We start from the raw sequence: 16,759 nt of genomic DNA, 5'->3' as shown, positions 1-16,759 counted from the left end.
TGACTTACATGTTTAAAAAAGCAGAACTCATGGCAGTCCTTGCACTGCATACAACTTCACTAGAGTCGGAAAAGGACGATTTTCTGAGGCTTCTTCCAGAGAATCTCCTGAAGGAAACGAAAGAGATTCTCCAGGATGCCCATCGGATAAAAAGCCTCGTAGATACGCTGAATAGAACCCTTCAGGAGAAAAAACCCATATTCATGATTCTTGAGAAGGAAAAGAGCCCCGGCAGAATCATAGCCTCCACTTTGGAGGAGCTCCTGGAAACAGATACCGCTGATCTCATCGTAAAGGGCAGCACTTCCCTACCATTTCCTGTCTATCTTCTGAAAGAAAACGACCGGAACTTCATGGAAGAGCTCATGAAGAAAGAAAAACCCTTCACCGTCTCCATTCTGGGACTGGGAGATGTGGGTGGTACACTTCTCATGGGGCTTCGCCTATTAGGCCGTGATGTGCTGAAGGAGATCCGGATTTTTGATCTGGATGAGAAAAAAAGGCGCAGATACTATCTGGAGATCAATGAGGTCAGTGATGGCACAGAGCTTCCTCCTGTAAAAGAAGTCGGTATCGATGAAGTATTTGATACTGACGTCTTAATTTTCACGGTATCGGTCTATATCCCGCCTCTGGATACCACACTTCAGGATGTGCGACTGGTTCAGTTTGACAAAAACAGGAAAATCTTATTAAGTTATGCCAAACAGGCGGAGCAGAGCGGCTTTAAGGGCTACTACTTTATCGTTTCAGACCCCGTGGATTTATTATGTATGAATCTCATGGAAGAAGGTGGTATAGAAAGCCACAGAATCAGAGGATTCGGTCTTGGGGTCATGGAAGCAAGAGCCCGGTTCATCGCCAGTGAAAAAGGCCTCCTGAAAGAAGATCTGAGAACCTATGGGCCTCATGGAAGAGGACTCATTGTGGTCAACTCGCTGAAGAGCTATGATGAAGAAATATCAAAGGAACTGACCCACCTGACAGAGCGAGAGAACTTCCGGGTAAGAGAAACAGGGTTCAAGCCCTACATTGCTCCTGCCCTCTCCTCGGGCGCCATCTCCATTGTGAAGGCTTTAAAAGGCACAGAGCATCTTTCTACCTTTTATAATGGAAAAGTCTTCATGGGGGCGAGAAACAGGCTCATTGGCAGCTTTACCCTCACAGAGAAAGTATCCTTTGAGCCGCTTAGACCCCTTCTGAAAGAAACGGAAGAACTACTTCTTTCTTTCTATGAAAAGAAAGGTTCCATAGAATAGAAACGGTAACCTGAAAGGACCCCGGACATCATGTCCGGGGTCCTTGGCTTATTAAAGATTTAAGATGCTTTTTTCTTGTCTTTTCTGGAGATATAACCACCTGCCATGAGGGAGATGAGTCCAAGACCATAGAAAGCTCCTGAACTGGCTGCACCTGTTGCTGGTAGGGTTGGTTTTCCAGAGGTCGTGTCTGCACCAACATGCAGATGTTCCATGAAGGTATGGGAAATAACCTTCTCTTCACGAATCATGTCTGCGATGAGGTCTCTCACTGGGATATATGTATCCACAACGTCTGTTGCCTTGCTGAAGTCGTAGTTGTCTCCACCAGTCAGAAGGAAGTCCAGTGTGGAAACGGTATAAGTTCCATTATCCTTGACTAGGGTTCCATCGAGTAGTCTGATGCTGGAGATTCTTTCGCCTGCTGGCTTGTCTTTGTCATACCAAACTTCCACACCATAGAACTGTCCAGGTCTGAAACTGTCCGGATGCAGACCATGCTCCAGAAGCTTCTTCAGTTCTGCTCCAGTGACCTTCATGGTCACCAGTGTGTTGTCAAATGGTAGAAGCTCGTACATAAGACCCATGGTGATTTCACCTGCATCGAAGCCTCTACGGATTCCACCACCGTTCACGATGGCAATTTGAGTGTTTCCTAGTTCAGCCAAAGATTTCGCAATAAACTGTCCCATGGGGCTCAGCTGCATAGTGTCAGTATCATGTGGAAGATCATTTTTCAGAGTTCCAATCACTTCACCAAGAATTGGCTGAAGCTCATCCTTATAGTCTTCTTCAATGGCCTTCACAGCAGGATCATCTGAAAGGCTGCTGATGAGATCCGTAAGATTGGTCACGGTTCCAGTTACACTGTGCAGTGTCACTGCATCATTGTTCAGTCTGAAGTCCAGAGAAATCTGAGAGATATTTCTGCCATTGTATGCACCCTGAACGATAACCACATCATTTACTTTCCCATTGACTACCTGATGGGTGTGTCCTGTAAATATAGCATCAACGCCCTGTACTTTATTGGCATACTCTACGATTTCGCCACTGATGACACCATCTTTCTGGAAAGAACCTAAATGGGTCAGTGCTATGATTGCATCCACACCTTCCACTTCAAGAAGATGCTTGCTCCACTTGTTTGTTGCTGCCACTGGATCTGTAAAGGTGAAGCCTTCCACATGCGCTGCAGAAGTCTTAAACTTAGTCTCCGGTGTTGCAATTCCGATAAAGCCTATCTTTACAGTTTTACCGTTCACAACCTGTTCCTGAACGATGTAAGGGAGTACATAGTCATCCCATCCTTCAGGCTTCGCTGCTGCGTCCACTTCAATATTGGATGCAAGATAGACATACTTACCATCCTTTGCCCATTGTGGAATCAGGTCACTGCCCCAGTCAAACTCATGATTACCAATGGCAGAAGCCAGGATATTCATTTCATCCAGAATCTTATTGACTACAGTTCCTTTTGTGAGATTAGAGATGGCCGTTCCCTGGAAATGGTCTCCAGAGGAAAGGAAATAAGTATATGGATTTGCCGCTATTTTCTGTTTTAAGAACGTAGCAATCTTTGCTAATCCAGGATTTTTTCCGCTGGTGCTTACATTACCGTGGAAGTCATTGATAGAGAAATAGTCCACTTTTACGGAATCTCCTTCAAACAGATTCTGTTCAAAAGTAAAGTCCACAGTGCCCATTTTCTGAATGGCTTCTGCGATAAGATCTCTTAGCGGCAGATAGGTATCCACAACGTTCTTGGCTTTACTGAAATCATACTTGTCTCCACCTGTTAAGAGGAAGTCCAAGGTAGATACAGAGTACATATTATCGTCTTGTACCAAGGATCCGTCTAGAAGTCTGATGGTATTGACCTTCTGTTTGTACGGATCATTCTTATCATAAAAGACTTCAATTCCATAGAACTGTCCCGGTCTGAAATCTGGGGACATGATTCCATGATCGATGAGTTTCTTCAGTTCTGCTCCAGATACTTCTAACGTCACCAGAGTATTGTCAAATGGGAGAATTGTGTACATATCTCCCATGGTAATATCGCCTTTATCCAGTCCAGCTCTGACACCACCACCATTGACAATGGCAATCTGTGTATTGCCAAGTTCAGCCATGGTCTTAGCCACAAACTGACCCATTGGTGTTACTTGTACATTAGTCATATCATGAGATAAGTCTTGCGTAAGTGTACCAATTTTCTTATTTAGTACGGAATCATACTCTTTAGCCGCATCTTTTATCATGTCTGCTACTACTGGATCATCTTTAAAATCAATGTCTGTAAACACTAGATTATCACTAGGGTCTTCATTATCTAAGCTTTCAGCTACCTTTTTCAGTAAATCATCTCTCAAAGCCTTGATATTGAATACATCAGGAGTCACGACATCGAGCTCGTAACCATCTGGAGTCTCTGTAAAGGTAAGAGATAGCTTACCTAGTGCTCTTCCGTTGTACATGCCCTGAACCACTGGAATATTATTCACAGTACCCTTGACCAGTTTATGTGTATGACCGGAGAAGATTCCATCAACACCCGAGATTTTGTTTGCATAATCAACGATTTCTCCAGTGATTTTTCCATCTTTCTGGTCTGACCCAAGATGGGTCAGCGCGATGACCGCATCAACATTTTCAGTATCTCTTAAATGAGTAGCCCACTTGTTGGTTGCGGCTACAGGATCTGTGAATTTGAATCCTACTACATTGGCTGCAGCTACTTTATACGCTGTTTCAGGTGTAGCTATACCAATGAACCCAACTCTGATGGTTTTACCATTCACTTGTACAGGATGAACATAGAAAGGCTTCACATAAGTATCCCATTCAGCTGGTTTTACAGAAGCTTCTACTTCGATATTGGAAGCGATAAATGGGAATCCCCCATCTTTAGCCCACTGAGGAATCAGCTTGCTGCCCCAGTCAAACTCATGATTTCCAATGGCGGAAGTCAGCATGCCCATCTGCTTCAGAATCTTGTTGGTCACATCTCCATAGGACAGATTGGAAATGGTGGAACCCTGATACTGGTCTCCTGCTGAAAGCAGATAGGTATAGGGGTTCGTAGCTTTAAAGTCCAAAAGGAACTGTTGGATTTTTGCAAGACCTGGATTACTTGAGCTTGCAGATCCATCGAGGGTTCCATGAAGGTCATTGAGAGCATAATAGTCGAAAGTGACACTTGCAGGTGCTACCATAGGTGTCATCAAGACTTCTTCTTCAGCTTCTCCTTCTGCTGGAGATTCTTCGGGTAAATCCCCCTTCTCTTCGAGAACTGGTTCTTCTTCAAGAGATGGCTCTTCTTCAAGAACTGGTTCTTCTACCGGCACTTCCACTTCAGGAACAGGAGTTCCTTCATCGATCACCGATTCTATGGAAGGATCTGGAATCGGCTCCAAGATTTCATCCGCTGAAATCTTTCCCATAGGTAAAAGAGCCAATGAGAAAAGAAGAAGTAAGGAAACGGACAGGAATTTTGTAAAACTGCGTTTTCTCAAAAAAACACCTCCAAAATTTTTGCTAAATTTTAGCATCTAATGCTATTATAACCTTATAAACACGCTGCGTTAACCAGAAAACAGCCATTTAATGCAGGTTTTACGCATCCGTTACAAAGTGTTCTGTTTGTCGTTTACATAATAAATATTTTAGTGGATACGATTACATAACCTTCCACCCATAGATGCTTAAAGCAATCCATGTCGATAATATTATGTCAACGTACTCATGGACAACTTATTTCTAAATTATGAACAGAGGTGAAATAGATTGAAATTAGAACTGCACTGCCATACCACTTGTTCCGATGGAAGACTCACTCCGGAAGAACTTTATCATCTGGCAAAGAAAGAAACCCTCAGCTACATGGCACTAACAGACCATGATACGGTGGATGGACACTTCCGCATGGAAGAACTACTAAAAGAAGGATCCTTCCACTACATCCCAGGAATAGAACTTACGACCTCTAAAAATGGGGAGAGTATCCATATCCTAGGCTATTTCAACAGTGACAGCTATAAAGATCCAGCGTTTCTTACAGTGCTGCGGGAACTTCATGAAGCAAGAAACGAAAGAATCCGAAAATTCATCGACAATCTTAAAAAGCATTTTGATCTCACGGTGGATTATGACCAAATGAGAAGGACGAACCAAGGAGTACTCACCAGGGCAAACCTCGCTAGAGAAGTGCACCCGCTGGTGCCTCATATGACCTATAATGAAGCCTTCGAGACCTACTTGGACAAGAAAAGCCCTGCTTATATTCCTAACATCAGGCTTTCCGTGGAAGACGGTATATCTCTTCTGAAAAAGCATGGGGCAAAGGTGGTCCTGGCCCATCCTGTCATCTACAAGAAAAATACCTTAGAAGATCTTCTTTCCTATGACTTTGATGGCCTGGAATGCTACTATTATCTGAATGACGAAGCACTGACAGAAAAATCACTGAAGCTGGCTCAGGAGAAAAACCTTCTCATCACTGCTGGTTCTGACTACCATGGTATCCCTGGAGATGTGAAGCACGGATACCTGGGATCCATGACCTATGATGAGAATCATCTGACCCCTTTTCTTTCCTGGTACCAGGAAGGTCCCCTCTACAAGAAATAATCAAGTACGCAAAAAAACGCTCAGAGCAGTATAGCCATAGGCTACATCTCTGAGCGTTTATTCTATTCTTCCCTACAGTTTTCTTTTCTTACAGAAGACTTGCCGCTTCCTGATCAAGAACCACAGTCACGTTAGGATGAAGTTTTAATAAAGTAGCAGGAATCTTTGTGGTGATCACATCACTGGCCATCTGCTGCACAGCCCAGGCCTTGTTCTTTCCAGATGCGATAAGGACGATCTTCTTGGATTTCATAATTGCACCAACACCCATGGTCACAGCCTTGGTTGGGACTTCTTCCTTAGACTCGAAGAATCTTGCATTGGCTTCAATGGTTTCTTCCTTCAGATCTGCCACATGTGTATGCACCAGAAGCTCTTCTCCAGGCTCGTTGAATCCAATATGTCCATTAGGTCCAATTCCAAGTACCTGAACATCCACAGAGCCCATGGACTCAATGAGTGCATCGTAGGCTTTCGCCCCTTCCTGAAGATCTGCTGCAATACCGTTTGGTACGTGTGTATTCTTCTTGTCGATGTTCACATGGTTAAAGAGATTCACATCCATGAAATAGCGGTAGCTCTGATGATGGCTTCCATCCAGACCCACATACTCATCCAGATTGACACTCTTCACTTCACTGAAGTCAATTTCACCCTTATTATAGAGTGCAATGAGTTCCTTGTACATTCCTTCTGGGCTGGAACCGGTTGCCAGTCCGAGTACTGCATCCTTTTTATCTTTCAGAACATTTGCCACAAGATCTGCACTATATTTGCTGGCTTCTTCATAGGAGTCGAAAATTTTAAATTCCATATGCTTACCTCACTTTACTTTAGTTCACCTACCATCCTATCATACTTTCCAGGTAAAGTTAATGATGCTCAGAGGAATTAAGAGAATAGAAGGTTTCTTGATAAAAGCTTGTCAAAAGAATAACCATCAAGGCATTTTAGGAAATAATTTTCATAATTTGATTACTCTGATCCATTTTCCGGAAATTATTTTCATTTTGTATCTGCAAGAAAGAAAGCTCTTCGATCCCCACCAGGGAATAGAAGAGCTTTGATCATGTAAAACAAAATGAGGCTTGTTCCGTTAGTCTGTAAGAAGAATGTATTCTTTTTTAATCAGCTTCGCCAGTGCATCCTCCTCGGAAAGACCTGCATACTTCAGAAGCACTTCTGAAAGACCAAGCTCTTTCAGATCCTTCTGAAGCACCACTGCTTCCGGATCCTCCTCATTGATGTAAAGAAGGAGCGCTGCAATGGCCCGCGCCAGATCCTTCGGTTCAAGACCCAAAGAGATAAGGCCCATGGCAGGCTTCATGAAGCGGTCAGATGGAGAGATCTTTCTGATGGGAGACCGTGCAACTCTCGTCAAGTCATCTGAAATATAAGGATTTTCAAATCTGCTCAGTATTTTCTCCACATATGCCTGATGTTCTTTTTCATCAAATCCATAGCTTTTTACGATATAAGCGGAGGTCTCTTTCAGGACACCTCTTACTGCAGTCACCACTTCCTCATCCTTCATCGCCTGAAGAACAGTCTCATGTCCTTTCAAGAGACCAAAATATGCTGTGGCAGCATGTCCTGTATTCACTGTAAAAAGCTTTCTTTCAATGTAAGGCGTCAGATCCTTCACATAGTGCACACCTTCCAGGCTTCGAAGCTCTCCCTTCACAGCGTCCTCTTCCACCACCCATTCAAAGAAGGGCTCCACCTGGACATCCAGAGGGTTCTCGTTTTTCTGCATCGGCACAATCCGGTCCACAGCAGAATTGGGGAATCCGATATACATTTCAGCAAGCGTCTTTTCATCTTCGCTGAGTCCCTCATAGAGTGCTTCTTTCAGGACTTTGGTGGCTCCTACTGCATTCTCGCAGGCGATGATGCTAAAGGGTGTGACTTTCTCCTGATGAAGCCTCTCTTTGATCCCTTCCAGAAGAGATCTGCCGATATGAGGCACAATGTTGACGCCCACAGCTGTGGTGATGAGATCTGCCTTCAGCACCGCTTCTTTTAAAGCATCTGGCTCTTTGGCGCTGTTTATGCCGAAAACACCTTCTACAGGAACCGCCTCGTGGCTTTCATCTGCAAGAATCACCCGATACTTCCCTTCTTTTTTGATGGCATCGATGAGAACTTCTGACACATCCGCAAAGGTCACCTGAAATCCGTTCTGTGCCAGAAGAAGCCCGATGAACCCTCTGCCGATATTGCCAGCACCAAAATGTAGTGCGTTCATCTAAATCCCTCCCAGCAGTGACATGATTTCTTCTTCGTTCTTGGCGGCCACAATCTTCTCCACATTGTCCATATCCGAACAGAAAATAGCGATGTTTGAAAGGATCTCTAGATGGGTGTTGTCTTTTCCTGCGATGCCAAAAACCACCCTTGCTTTCTCGCCGTTGAAATCTACCCCTTCAGGCACTTGAATGACACTGATGCCCGATTCCAGCACATCATTCTTTGCGCTTTCTGTGCCATGAGGAATGGCAATGTCATTGCCGATGTAAGTGGTGGAGAGATCTTCTCTTTTGATCATTTCCTCAACATAATGTTCCGACACATAGCCTCCCTTCACCAAAAGCTCACCTGCCATACGGATGGCATCATATTTGCTGTCAAAGCGTTCATTCATTCTGATGTTTTCAATTCTTAATACACTACTCATTGATTTTACCTCCAAATTCGATTGATGATTTCAAGATACGTATGTTTCAGATAGTTTTTCAGTACAGCTTCCATGGCGGTGACGTCCTCTCCTTCAAATATCAGGAGGTTCTCCTTCTCCAGCAGGCTGATGCTGATGCTGGATAAAAGCTCCAGCTCCTCCTCCATGAGATCTTCTCCTGCCATAAGCAGGAGGAAGGTATCCACAGGCTGCATTTTCTGGTCCATCCCCAAAAGAAGAATCGGCTTCTTGTTTTTGAAGACACTGACATGCACTTCTTTCAGATTTTTATGCCGTCCATGGATGAGGGCGATTTTAGAACCAGGCAGCCCCGCCCCAGTCTCCATGGTCTTATTGTAGAGTGCTTGAAAAACTGCATCCTTCTTTTCCGAAGGCATTCTCTGCTTCTCCTTCATCACTTGAAAGAGGTCTTCCAGAGACTCCACATCAGATCTGATGCACCTAAAGCCTTCCAGGAGCTCCCTCATTCTAAGATTGAGCTGGTCTGTGCGGTGAAGAGGCAGCGGATGGTTCTCCCCATCTTTCTTATCCTCATTTTTCGCCTTGAGACCCCGCTTGGTGGAAAGAAGGAGCTTCTCATTGACGACTCTTTCTAGTTTTCTCTCATCTTCGTCCGTGAGCATCGGATTCACTTGAATATAAGGGAAGGAAGCTTCCTTGATGCCAACGGTGGAGATGATGAGATCAAACTCCGACAGATCCATTTTCTTCAGGTTCCAGATGGACCCTTGCTCAATGATGGTCAGCTGAGGAAACTTTCCCAGAAGCTTCTTCGTCAGCATTCTGGAAGTGGCGATACCACTGGTGCAGAGGACCAAGGTGGATACTTTGGGTGCATGATGAAGCTCAGTGATGGCAGAAGCAAAATGAAGAGTCAGAAACCCTACTTCATCCTCACTGACAAAGTTCTCAGGAAATTTCTGACGCAGGATGGTTTCAAGGGTCCCATAAAGAGTCCCGTACGCTTCCTTGATTTCCTCCTTGACGGGGTTCAGGACCGTAATTCCTTCCTTCATGCGGTTTAACAGCGGTTCCAGATGGGAAACCAGAGCATCGAAGAATTTCTTGTCTTTATTGTAGTAATATCCTGTGGCGTTGGACACAGAATCTATGAGTTCATTGGCCAGAAGGGCAAGCTCCATATTCTCATCGATTTCCCCATTACGCACTCTTTTTGCACTGCGGAGCACACTTGCAAAAAAATGAATCTCTTCTATCGGCACAGTAAGATGGAATGCTGAAGATAGAGCGCCATAAACGCTTTCCGATACCGAAAGCTCCAGAGAATCCTCCAGGGTTTTCTTCTCAATGAACTCTCCCAGGGAAATTCTTGCCAAGGACAAGTTGAGATACAGAATCAGTTCAAACAGCGCCAGATCTGTGGGGGTGAACTGCAGCACCTCCACTTCCTTGAGAAGAATTTTCTCCACCTCCAGAAGCCTTTCAGGATCCAGCATTTTAAAAACCGGATCTTTCTTATCCAGGGAGATGAACTCACCTTCTTTCAAGGAGAAAATCGGCGTCTGCTCCAGTCTCTGCAGAGCCAGATTCACAAAATACATCCGCTTGTCCTTTTCCCGTCCTTCCAAAGAAATCCCATAGCCAGGTTTTCTCACAAGGCTTAACTTGGAGTATCGGATCTCTTCTTCAAAGAAATCCAGATCCTTCTGCAGCACCTTAGGCGAGACATGAAGCAGACCCGATAAATATCCGGATTTCACTCCGTCTTTGGCTTTCAGAAGTTCATAAAAAAGAAGAAGACTCCGCTCATTCTGTTCCAGTTCAAAGGTGGAATAGCTTCTTAAGCTGTCCCGGAGTTTTTTCACTCTGTCTTCTTCCCCAGAAAGCCGTATACCCTCACTTTGTTTTTTCTCGATGGAAAGCTTCAGTGGGTCCAAGGTATCTTCCAATGTCTTCAGCTCTCTTTGCACAGTCCTTAAGGACACATCAAGCTCCTTTGATATGTCATTTAAAGAAATAAAGAGCTGTGGTGACGTCAGGAGAATCTTTAACATCTGTCTCTCTCTTGCCGTTATATACATCTACACCACACCTCCTTATATACGGGAAAGCCCTTGCAAGAATCTGCAACGGCTCCCCCCTTCTATTACTTTATCTTGTCTTTTTCAGTTCTGACACGATGTCCTCATATTTGCTTGATCCCAGGAAGTTGTCCACGGATACATGGATGGCTCCTGGCACCATCTTCACTGCTCTATCGGTGAGATCCTTATGGGTAACCACAAGATCCACATCAGAAGGCAGATTGTTGATGGCAAGGTTTGTCACATCCACATCTGTGATACCGGCTTCCTTGACTTTCTTCTTCAGGATAGAAGCACCCATGGCGCTGGATCCCATACCTGCATCACAAGCGAAGATGATCTTCTTCACGTCTTTGTAGCTCTTAGCTGAAGACACGAATGTGCCTCTAACGGAGCTTTCTTTACCCTTCATTTCTTCCATCTTAGTCACAGCAGACTCCAGATCTTCTTCTTTTCCCTTGGAGCTCTTCAGGATGGCCGCAGCAACCGCAAAGGAAACTGCAGTAGCAACCGCTACACCCAGGAACATACCAAAGAAGTCGCTTCTTGGTGTCATGGCAATGTAGGCGAAGATGGATCCTGGTGAAGGAGCAGCATTCAGTCCAACCCCCAGCAGGGAGAAGGTCAGAGTACCAGCAGCACCACCGGCCATGGCCGCAACAATCAGAATTGGCTTCATCAGGATGTATGGGAAGTATATTTCATGGATACCGCCCAGGAAATGAATGATAGAAGCACTAGAAGCAGACGCTTTGGAAAGACCCTTTCCAAAGAACATGTATGCAAGGAGAATACCAAGTCCTGGTCCTGGATTGGATTCCAGCATAAAGATGATGGACTTTCCAGCTTCAGCAGCCTGCTGAGCACCCAGTGGTGTGAAAATACCATGATTGATGGCGTTGTTCAGGAACAGCACCTTGGCAGGTTCTACGAAAAGATGTACCAGAGGCAGAACACCAAGATTGATGATGGCGTCTACACCGGAAGCCAGGAAGTTGTTCAAAGCTTCCACCACAGGTCCGATGACAAAAAAACCAGCAATGGCAAGGATGGTGGCCAGAATTCCAGCTGTGAAGTTATTGATCAGCATTTCGAATCCAGCCTTGACGCCGCCTTCCAGCATTTTGTCGATTTTCTTGATGAGGAACGCTGCAAGAGGTCCCATCATCATAGCGCCAAGGAACATTGGCACGCTTGTACCTACAATAACACCCATGGCAGCAGTAGCGCCTACTACGCCTCCACGGTGATCATATACCATTTTACCACCTGTATAGGCAATGAGAAGAGGCAGAAGATACGTAATCATTGGGCCAACCATTGCAGCAAGTTTTTCATTGGGCAGCCAGCCTGTTTCGATAAATAATGCAGTTATAAGTCCCCAGGCGATGAATGCGGAGATGTTTGGCATAACCATACCGGAAAGATATGCACCAAACTTCTGAATCCCGGCTTTTGTTCCAGATTTTTCCATTTTAATCCTCCATTTCAAAGTACTACTGTTTTCTCTCTGATGATCAGTCAGTTGAAAACAAGAAACAGCGACAGTTCTTGATCTCATCCGGATTAGAGAATCATGATTTATCATTTGTTTTTCTTTTATATTCTTAGTGTAGTACGTTTTCATTTGTGAAACAATCAAAAGATAAAGCTCTTTTGTCACACAAGATGCGACAAAAGAGCTTTAATGGCGTCAATAATACCGTACAACGGTCCCTCAAAACTTATAAACTTTCTATGAAGCCGTCTCTTCCAATGCATCTTGCTGTTCTTTTTTCTCCGGCAGAATGATGGCTGTGAAAATCACCAGCACACCCAGAATCATCCGGAAAGTCACCACTTCTTTCAGAATCAGAATGGAGAACACCATGGCAAAAAGGCTCTCTGTGGACATGATCACCGCCGCTCTGGAAGGCTTTGTATGTTTCTGAGAGATGGTCATCATGAGGAAGCAGATGGTGGTGCTGAAAATTCCAAGATAGAGCACCGCCAGGTACCCTCTGGGATCATGTCCCAGAATGTGGTCTCCTCGGTACAGGACACTGGCAAAGGAAAGAATAAAGGAAGTGCCCATCTGCACAAAGGTCAGCGCAATGGCATCATCCTCCTTCGCATAGGTTCCTGTGTAAAAAATATGCAAGGCAAAGGTGAACGCGCAGAGGAAGCTTAAGACATCTCCGAAATTCACTGCACCAGACCACTGGAAGGAGATGAGTCCTACCCCGATCATGGCGATGGTTGCCCGGACCACATCTTTTTTATTCAGGGTATGACCGTGAAACAGCACCCCGATGAAGGGCACCACCGCCACATTCACTGCGGTGAGAAAGGCGTTTTTCGATGGAGTGGTGAGTTCCAGCCCCAGCGTCTGGAGCAGAAAGGATGCATAGAGAAACACCCCCAGAAGAACACCGTTTTTCAGCGTACGGATAGGGATCCTCCGCATCTTTTTAAAAGTCATAAAGCCCAGAAGAAGTGTTGCCACGAAAAATCTTCCTGCTAAGGTCTCATAAGTTGTCAGATAGCCCAGGCCAATGGCACTGGCTATGAATCCGGATCCCCATATGATGGAGACCAAAAGGAGTCCCACTTCTCCCTTCACATTTTTCAATACGCTCACCCTACTTTCTCTTACTAAACTAAAGTATAGTGTATCATTTTTTCTTTTGCTTTGTCAGTGGTCTTTTTCATTTTTATATAGAAAAGTCTCTGAAACCCTTTAGATTCCAGAGACTTTTCAACAAAACCTTGTTCCTTAGAGATTTTCATTTTTCAGTGCATCCACCGGATTGTCCTTATGCACCTTTTCCATGGCATACCGGCTGGTGGCAAATACCACAACAAACACGCTGCCCACGGCAATGAAGAGGGCTGTCCAAGGCAAGAAGAAGTCAAACTCTATGCCACCTCTCATGGACATATAAATGAGGTACGTCATCCCAATGGCCACAGGGATACCATAGAGGATACTTTTTACACCATACAGCATACTTTCAAAGCGCATCATCTTGTCAAAGGCTTTCCTCGTCATGCCCACTGCTTTCAGCATGGCAAACTCCCGCCGCCTCAATTGGATGTTTGTGGAGATGGTGTTGAAGACATTGGCTGCAGCGATGAGAGATATGAGGATGATGAACCCATAGGAGAAGATGTTCACCACAGTGATCATAGACCGCTCCTGCTCCAGGTAAGCGCCATGATTTGTGAGCCTTTGGGTGGGAAGGGAAAGTCCTTCCAAAGTCTCCACCATTTCTTCATAGGTGGCCTTATGGTTTTTGCTCTTGAAGAACAGCTCCATGGGTCTGTTTTCCTCTACTGACATGATGGAGTCCATCATATGGAGAGGAAAGAACATTTTCAGCTCATGGGAGTCATTGAAATGGGCCATGGGGAGGGTATGAATCCGGTCGCCCACAAAGACCTCTTTCACCGTCAGGGCTTCTCCAAGACTCTTCAGCACCTCGTTTTCTTCCTGGTCTCTGTAGACCAGCTGCCCATCCTTCATCTCGCCTGTATAGTAGATGCTGTCTCCAAAGCTCTTCAGTTCATAGAGCTCCATGGTAAAGCTGCCTGATTTCAGTGGCTCGAAGGTCACATATTTATTGGTGTCGTAATTATAGAAGCTTCCTTGCCCGTAATAAAGTGCGGGCACATCTTCCACTTTGAGATATTTATTCTCATCCAGACCATTGTCTTTGATGAGCGCCTCATAATTCTCCTCATCCAGAAAAGTGAGATTCACATACATCATGGACTTTTGGCTTTCCTCCACATAGGGTCTCAGCTCCATGTCCTTTGTCACTTCCAGGTATCGGTCTGTCACCAGCTCTTTCGGAAGTGATGCTTCCATAAAGGAGCGGTTATAGACAAGAGCCTTTTTCTCCACACCTTCCGTCTTGCCGAGAAGATCCCGCAGCTCTTCTGCATTGTAATCTTCGGGGAAAATGGTGTAGGTAATATCATACCCCTTCTCCCTCATCACCTCGCTCATGCCACGCTCGATATACGCAGTGAAGCTGGAGGCGGAAATGAAGAGAACGATGCTCATGAAGAGGGAGACTACCGTTGCCCGGTATTTTCTTCTGTTTCTCTTGAAATTCTTTGCTGCCAGTAGACCGCTGAATCCGAAGAGTTTATAGGTGATTTTTGAAGTCTTCACTCTTTTGGGATCGATGCGGATGTCTTTAGAAAGACGGATGGCATCGATGGCGGAAACGCCTGCTGCTTTCTTGGCAGGGATATATGCTGAAATCAGAACAGTGGCCAGGCCCAGAATGAGTGCCACAAGAAGTGGTGTCCATCCGATTCTTAGAACCAGTTCTGTCTTTACGCCGGCCTGCCAGAGATTCAAGAAGAGATTCTTCGAGAAGAAGAAAGTCAGGCCAATCCCCACAATACCAAGAAGAATTCCTAAAGGAATGCCTACTGCGCTTAATATCAGAGCTTCAAAAAATACGCTGTTCATGATCTGTTTCCGGGTTGCGCCCATGGACTTCAACAGTCCATACTGCTTTGTCCGCTCACTGATGGAGATGGAGAACGCATTGTAAATAAGAGATACAGAACCGAACATGATGATGAGAGAAAGCACCGCCACCATGCTGTAGAGTACTGAGTTCAAGTTGTTCTCGTTGGAGCTTCCGCTGTATCTTAAGAGATCATTGTTGTAGGTGATGGACGTATTGGGGAAGGAAGCTTCCATGAACGTATAGGTGTCTTTCATTGGTTCAATCTGAAAATACGCCTGAAAAGAATCAGGGCCTGCACCGTCTGGCATCGTAAGGGCCGTATATCCTGGTGCATCCTGCCGCTCAAAGGAAGGTCTTTCGTAAAACCCTACCACCTTATAAGTTCTCACTTGAAGGTCTGTAAGCTCTTCTCCCACAAGGAGCGCCATGTTCTGATAGGCCTGTTCTCCTTCGTACACTCTTTGTCCTAAAGAGAGAGAAAGCACTTCTCCCTCCTTGTAGCGAAGACCGCCGTTATCCCCCAGGTGCTCTGGAAGGAGAATTTCCTTGCTGTTTTCAGGGAGCCTGCCACTGGTCACATGCACGGGCATGGTTTCAGAAAATCCTTCTCCCATGGCCCCCACATAAATATAGGGCTTGTAGTCATTCTTGATCCCTTCCACCTTGGCATAACCCAGGTTCTGAAGCATCACGGTGCTTTTCACTTTCTCATGGGGCACTACTTGTTCCAGATCTTTGGCGCTGGCTTCATAAACACCGCCATGGTAATCGCCCTCCTGCTCCTTCACCACCTCCAGAATATAGGTCTGAAGGCTGTACACGGAGCTTGTGACCGCTGTAAATAGCGAAACAGATAAAATGATGCCGATGATGGTCACAAAGGTTCGGACTTTATTTTTCTTGAGGTTTTCCAGGGTCACCCGGTGAAGGATATTCATCTTCTTACCACCTCATCCCGGACAATTTTTCCATCCTCGATGCTTAAGATTCTGTTGGCCTGCAGTGCGATGTTCTCATCATGGGTGATGAGAATCAGTGTCTGATTGTATTTCTTGTTGGATTCCTTCAAAAGAGAGATAATCTCCTGACTGTTCTTAGAATCCAGATTTCCGGTGGGCTCATCGGCCAGTACCACAGCAGGCGCATTCATCAGAGCTCGTCCTATGGACACTCTTTGCTGCTGTCCGCCTGAAAGCTGATTTGGCAGATGATTCTCACGCCCCTTTAGTCCCAGGGTTTCTGTGAGCTCTGTGAGCCTCTCTCCGCTCACCTCTCTGCCGTCCATAAGAACAGGAAGCGTCATGTTCTCCGTCACATTCAATACCGGAATAAGGTTGTAGAACTGATAGATGAGTCCTACCTGTCTTCTTCTGAAGATGGCAAGTTTCTCGTCATTTTGAGCATATACATCTGCTCCATCCATAAACACCTTCCCAGAAGTAGGCTGATCCACACCGCCCAGAATATGCAGCAGGGTGGATTTTCCAGAACCCGAAGGTCCGATGATGGCGACAAAATCCCCTTTCTCCACAGAAAAAGATACATCGTCCAAAGCTTTCACCATATTATTTCCCTCGCCATAGGTTTTGGTGAGATGTTCTACTTTTAAAATTTCCATAGGTTCCTCCACTTTTCTTGATACTATCAGTATACAAA

At 45.2% G+C, this 16,759-nt stretch carries 11 protein-coding genes; 2 read left to right on the top strand and 9 right to left on the bottom strand.

Annotation, left to right across the window (positions count from 1 at the left end; all coding sequences use genetic code 11):
• The first annotated feature begins 8 nt into the window (after positions 1–8).
• Positions 9–1,259: a lactate/malate family dehydrogenase gene (locus T487_RS0108760; protein ID WP_051651620.1), complete on the top strand. Its 1,251-nt coding sequence runs from the start codon at positions 9–11 to the stop codon at positions 1,257–1,259.
• 59 nt (positions 1,260–1,318) lie between these two features.
• On the opposite strand, the gene T487_RS0108755 is transcribed toward T487_RS0108760, so the two are convergent.
• The gene (locus T487_RS0108755; protein WP_031576525.1) at positions 1,319–4,777 is read right to left on the bottom strand and encodes a 5'-nucleotidase C-terminal domain-containing protein; all 3,459 of its coding nucleotides are present in this window, start codon (positions 4,775–4,777) and stop codon (positions 1,319–1,321) included.
• Positions 4,778–5,048: 271 nt separating this feature from the next.
• On the opposite strand from T487_RS0108755, the gene T487_RS0108750 reads away from it, so the two are divergent.
• Positions 5,049–5,891, top strand: a complete 843-nt coding sequence (locus T487_RS0108750; protein WP_031576524.1) for a PHP domain-containing protein — start codon at positions 5,049–5,051, stop codon at positions 5,889–5,891.
• 88 nt (positions 5,892–5,979) lie between these two features.
• Here T487_RS0108750 and nagB read toward each other — a convergent pair whose 3' ends face one another.
• The 8 genes from nagB to T487_RS0108700 all read right to left on the bottom strand — a co-directional run bounded on the left by nagB (position 5,980) and on the right by T487_RS0108700 (position 16,721).
• Entirely contained in the window at positions 5,980–6,705 is a 726-nt protein-coding gene (nagB, locus tag T487_RS0108745; RefSeq protein ID WP_031576522.1) for a glucosamine-6-phosphate deaminase, read from the bottom strand.
• 282 nt (positions 6,706–6,987) lie between these two features.
• Positions 6,988–8,139, bottom strand: a complete 1,152-nt coding sequence (locus T487_RS0108735; protein ID WP_031576518.1) for a mannitol-1-phosphate 5-dehydrogenase — start codon at positions 8,137–8,139, stop codon at positions 6,988–6,990.
• Positions 8,140–8,568: a PTS mannitol transporter subunit IIA gene (locus tag T487_RS0108730; RefSeq protein WP_031576516.1), complete on the bottom strand. Its 429-nt coding sequence runs from the start codon at positions 8,566–8,568 to the stop codon at positions 8,140–8,142.
• A 5-nt stretch (positions 8,569–8,573) separates the two neighbouring features.
• A complete protein-coding gene (locus T487_RS0108725) occupies positions 8,574–10,631 on the bottom strand; it encodes a BglG family transcription antiterminator (protein ID WP_031576514.1) in 2,058 nt (685 codons plus the stop codon).
• A gap of 70 nt (positions 10,632–10,701) precedes the next feature.
• Positions 10,702–12,108: a PTS mannitol transporter subunit IIBC gene (locus T487_RS0108720; protein ID WP_031576512.1), complete on the bottom strand. Its 1,407-nt coding sequence runs from the start codon at positions 12,106–12,108 to the stop codon at positions 10,702–10,704.
• Positions 12,109–12,369: 261 nt separating this feature from the next.
• A complete protein-coding gene (locus T487_RS0108715; RefSeq protein WP_051651619.1) occupies positions 12,370–13,254 on the bottom strand; it encodes a DMT family transporter in 885 nt (294 codons plus the stop codon).
• 135 nt (positions 13,255–13,389) lie between these two features.
• Positions 13,390–16,041, bottom strand: a complete 2,652-nt coding sequence (locus tag T487_RS0108705; protein ID WP_031576507.1) for an ABC transporter permease — start codon at positions 16,039–16,041, stop codon at positions 13,390–13,392.
• On the bottom strand, positions 16,038–16,721 hold the full coding sequence (locus T487_RS0108700; protein WP_031576505.1) for an ABC transporter ATP-binding protein: 684 nt from the start codon (positions 16,719–16,721) through the stop codon (positions 16,038–16,040). The genes T487_RS0108705 and T487_RS0108700 overlap by 4 nt, the downstream gene beginning before the upstream one ends.
• Positions 16,722–16,759: the final 38 nt, after the last annotated feature.

It is taken from the genome of Proteiniclasticum ruminis DSM 24773, from assembly GCF_000701905.1.
GTDB lineage: Bacteria > Bacillota > Clostridia > Clostridiales > Clostridiaceae > Proteiniclasticum > Proteiniclasticum ruminis.
The sequence above is the reverse complement of the archived record's forward strand: the minus strand, read 5'-3'. Positions and strand labels throughout refer to the sequence as shown.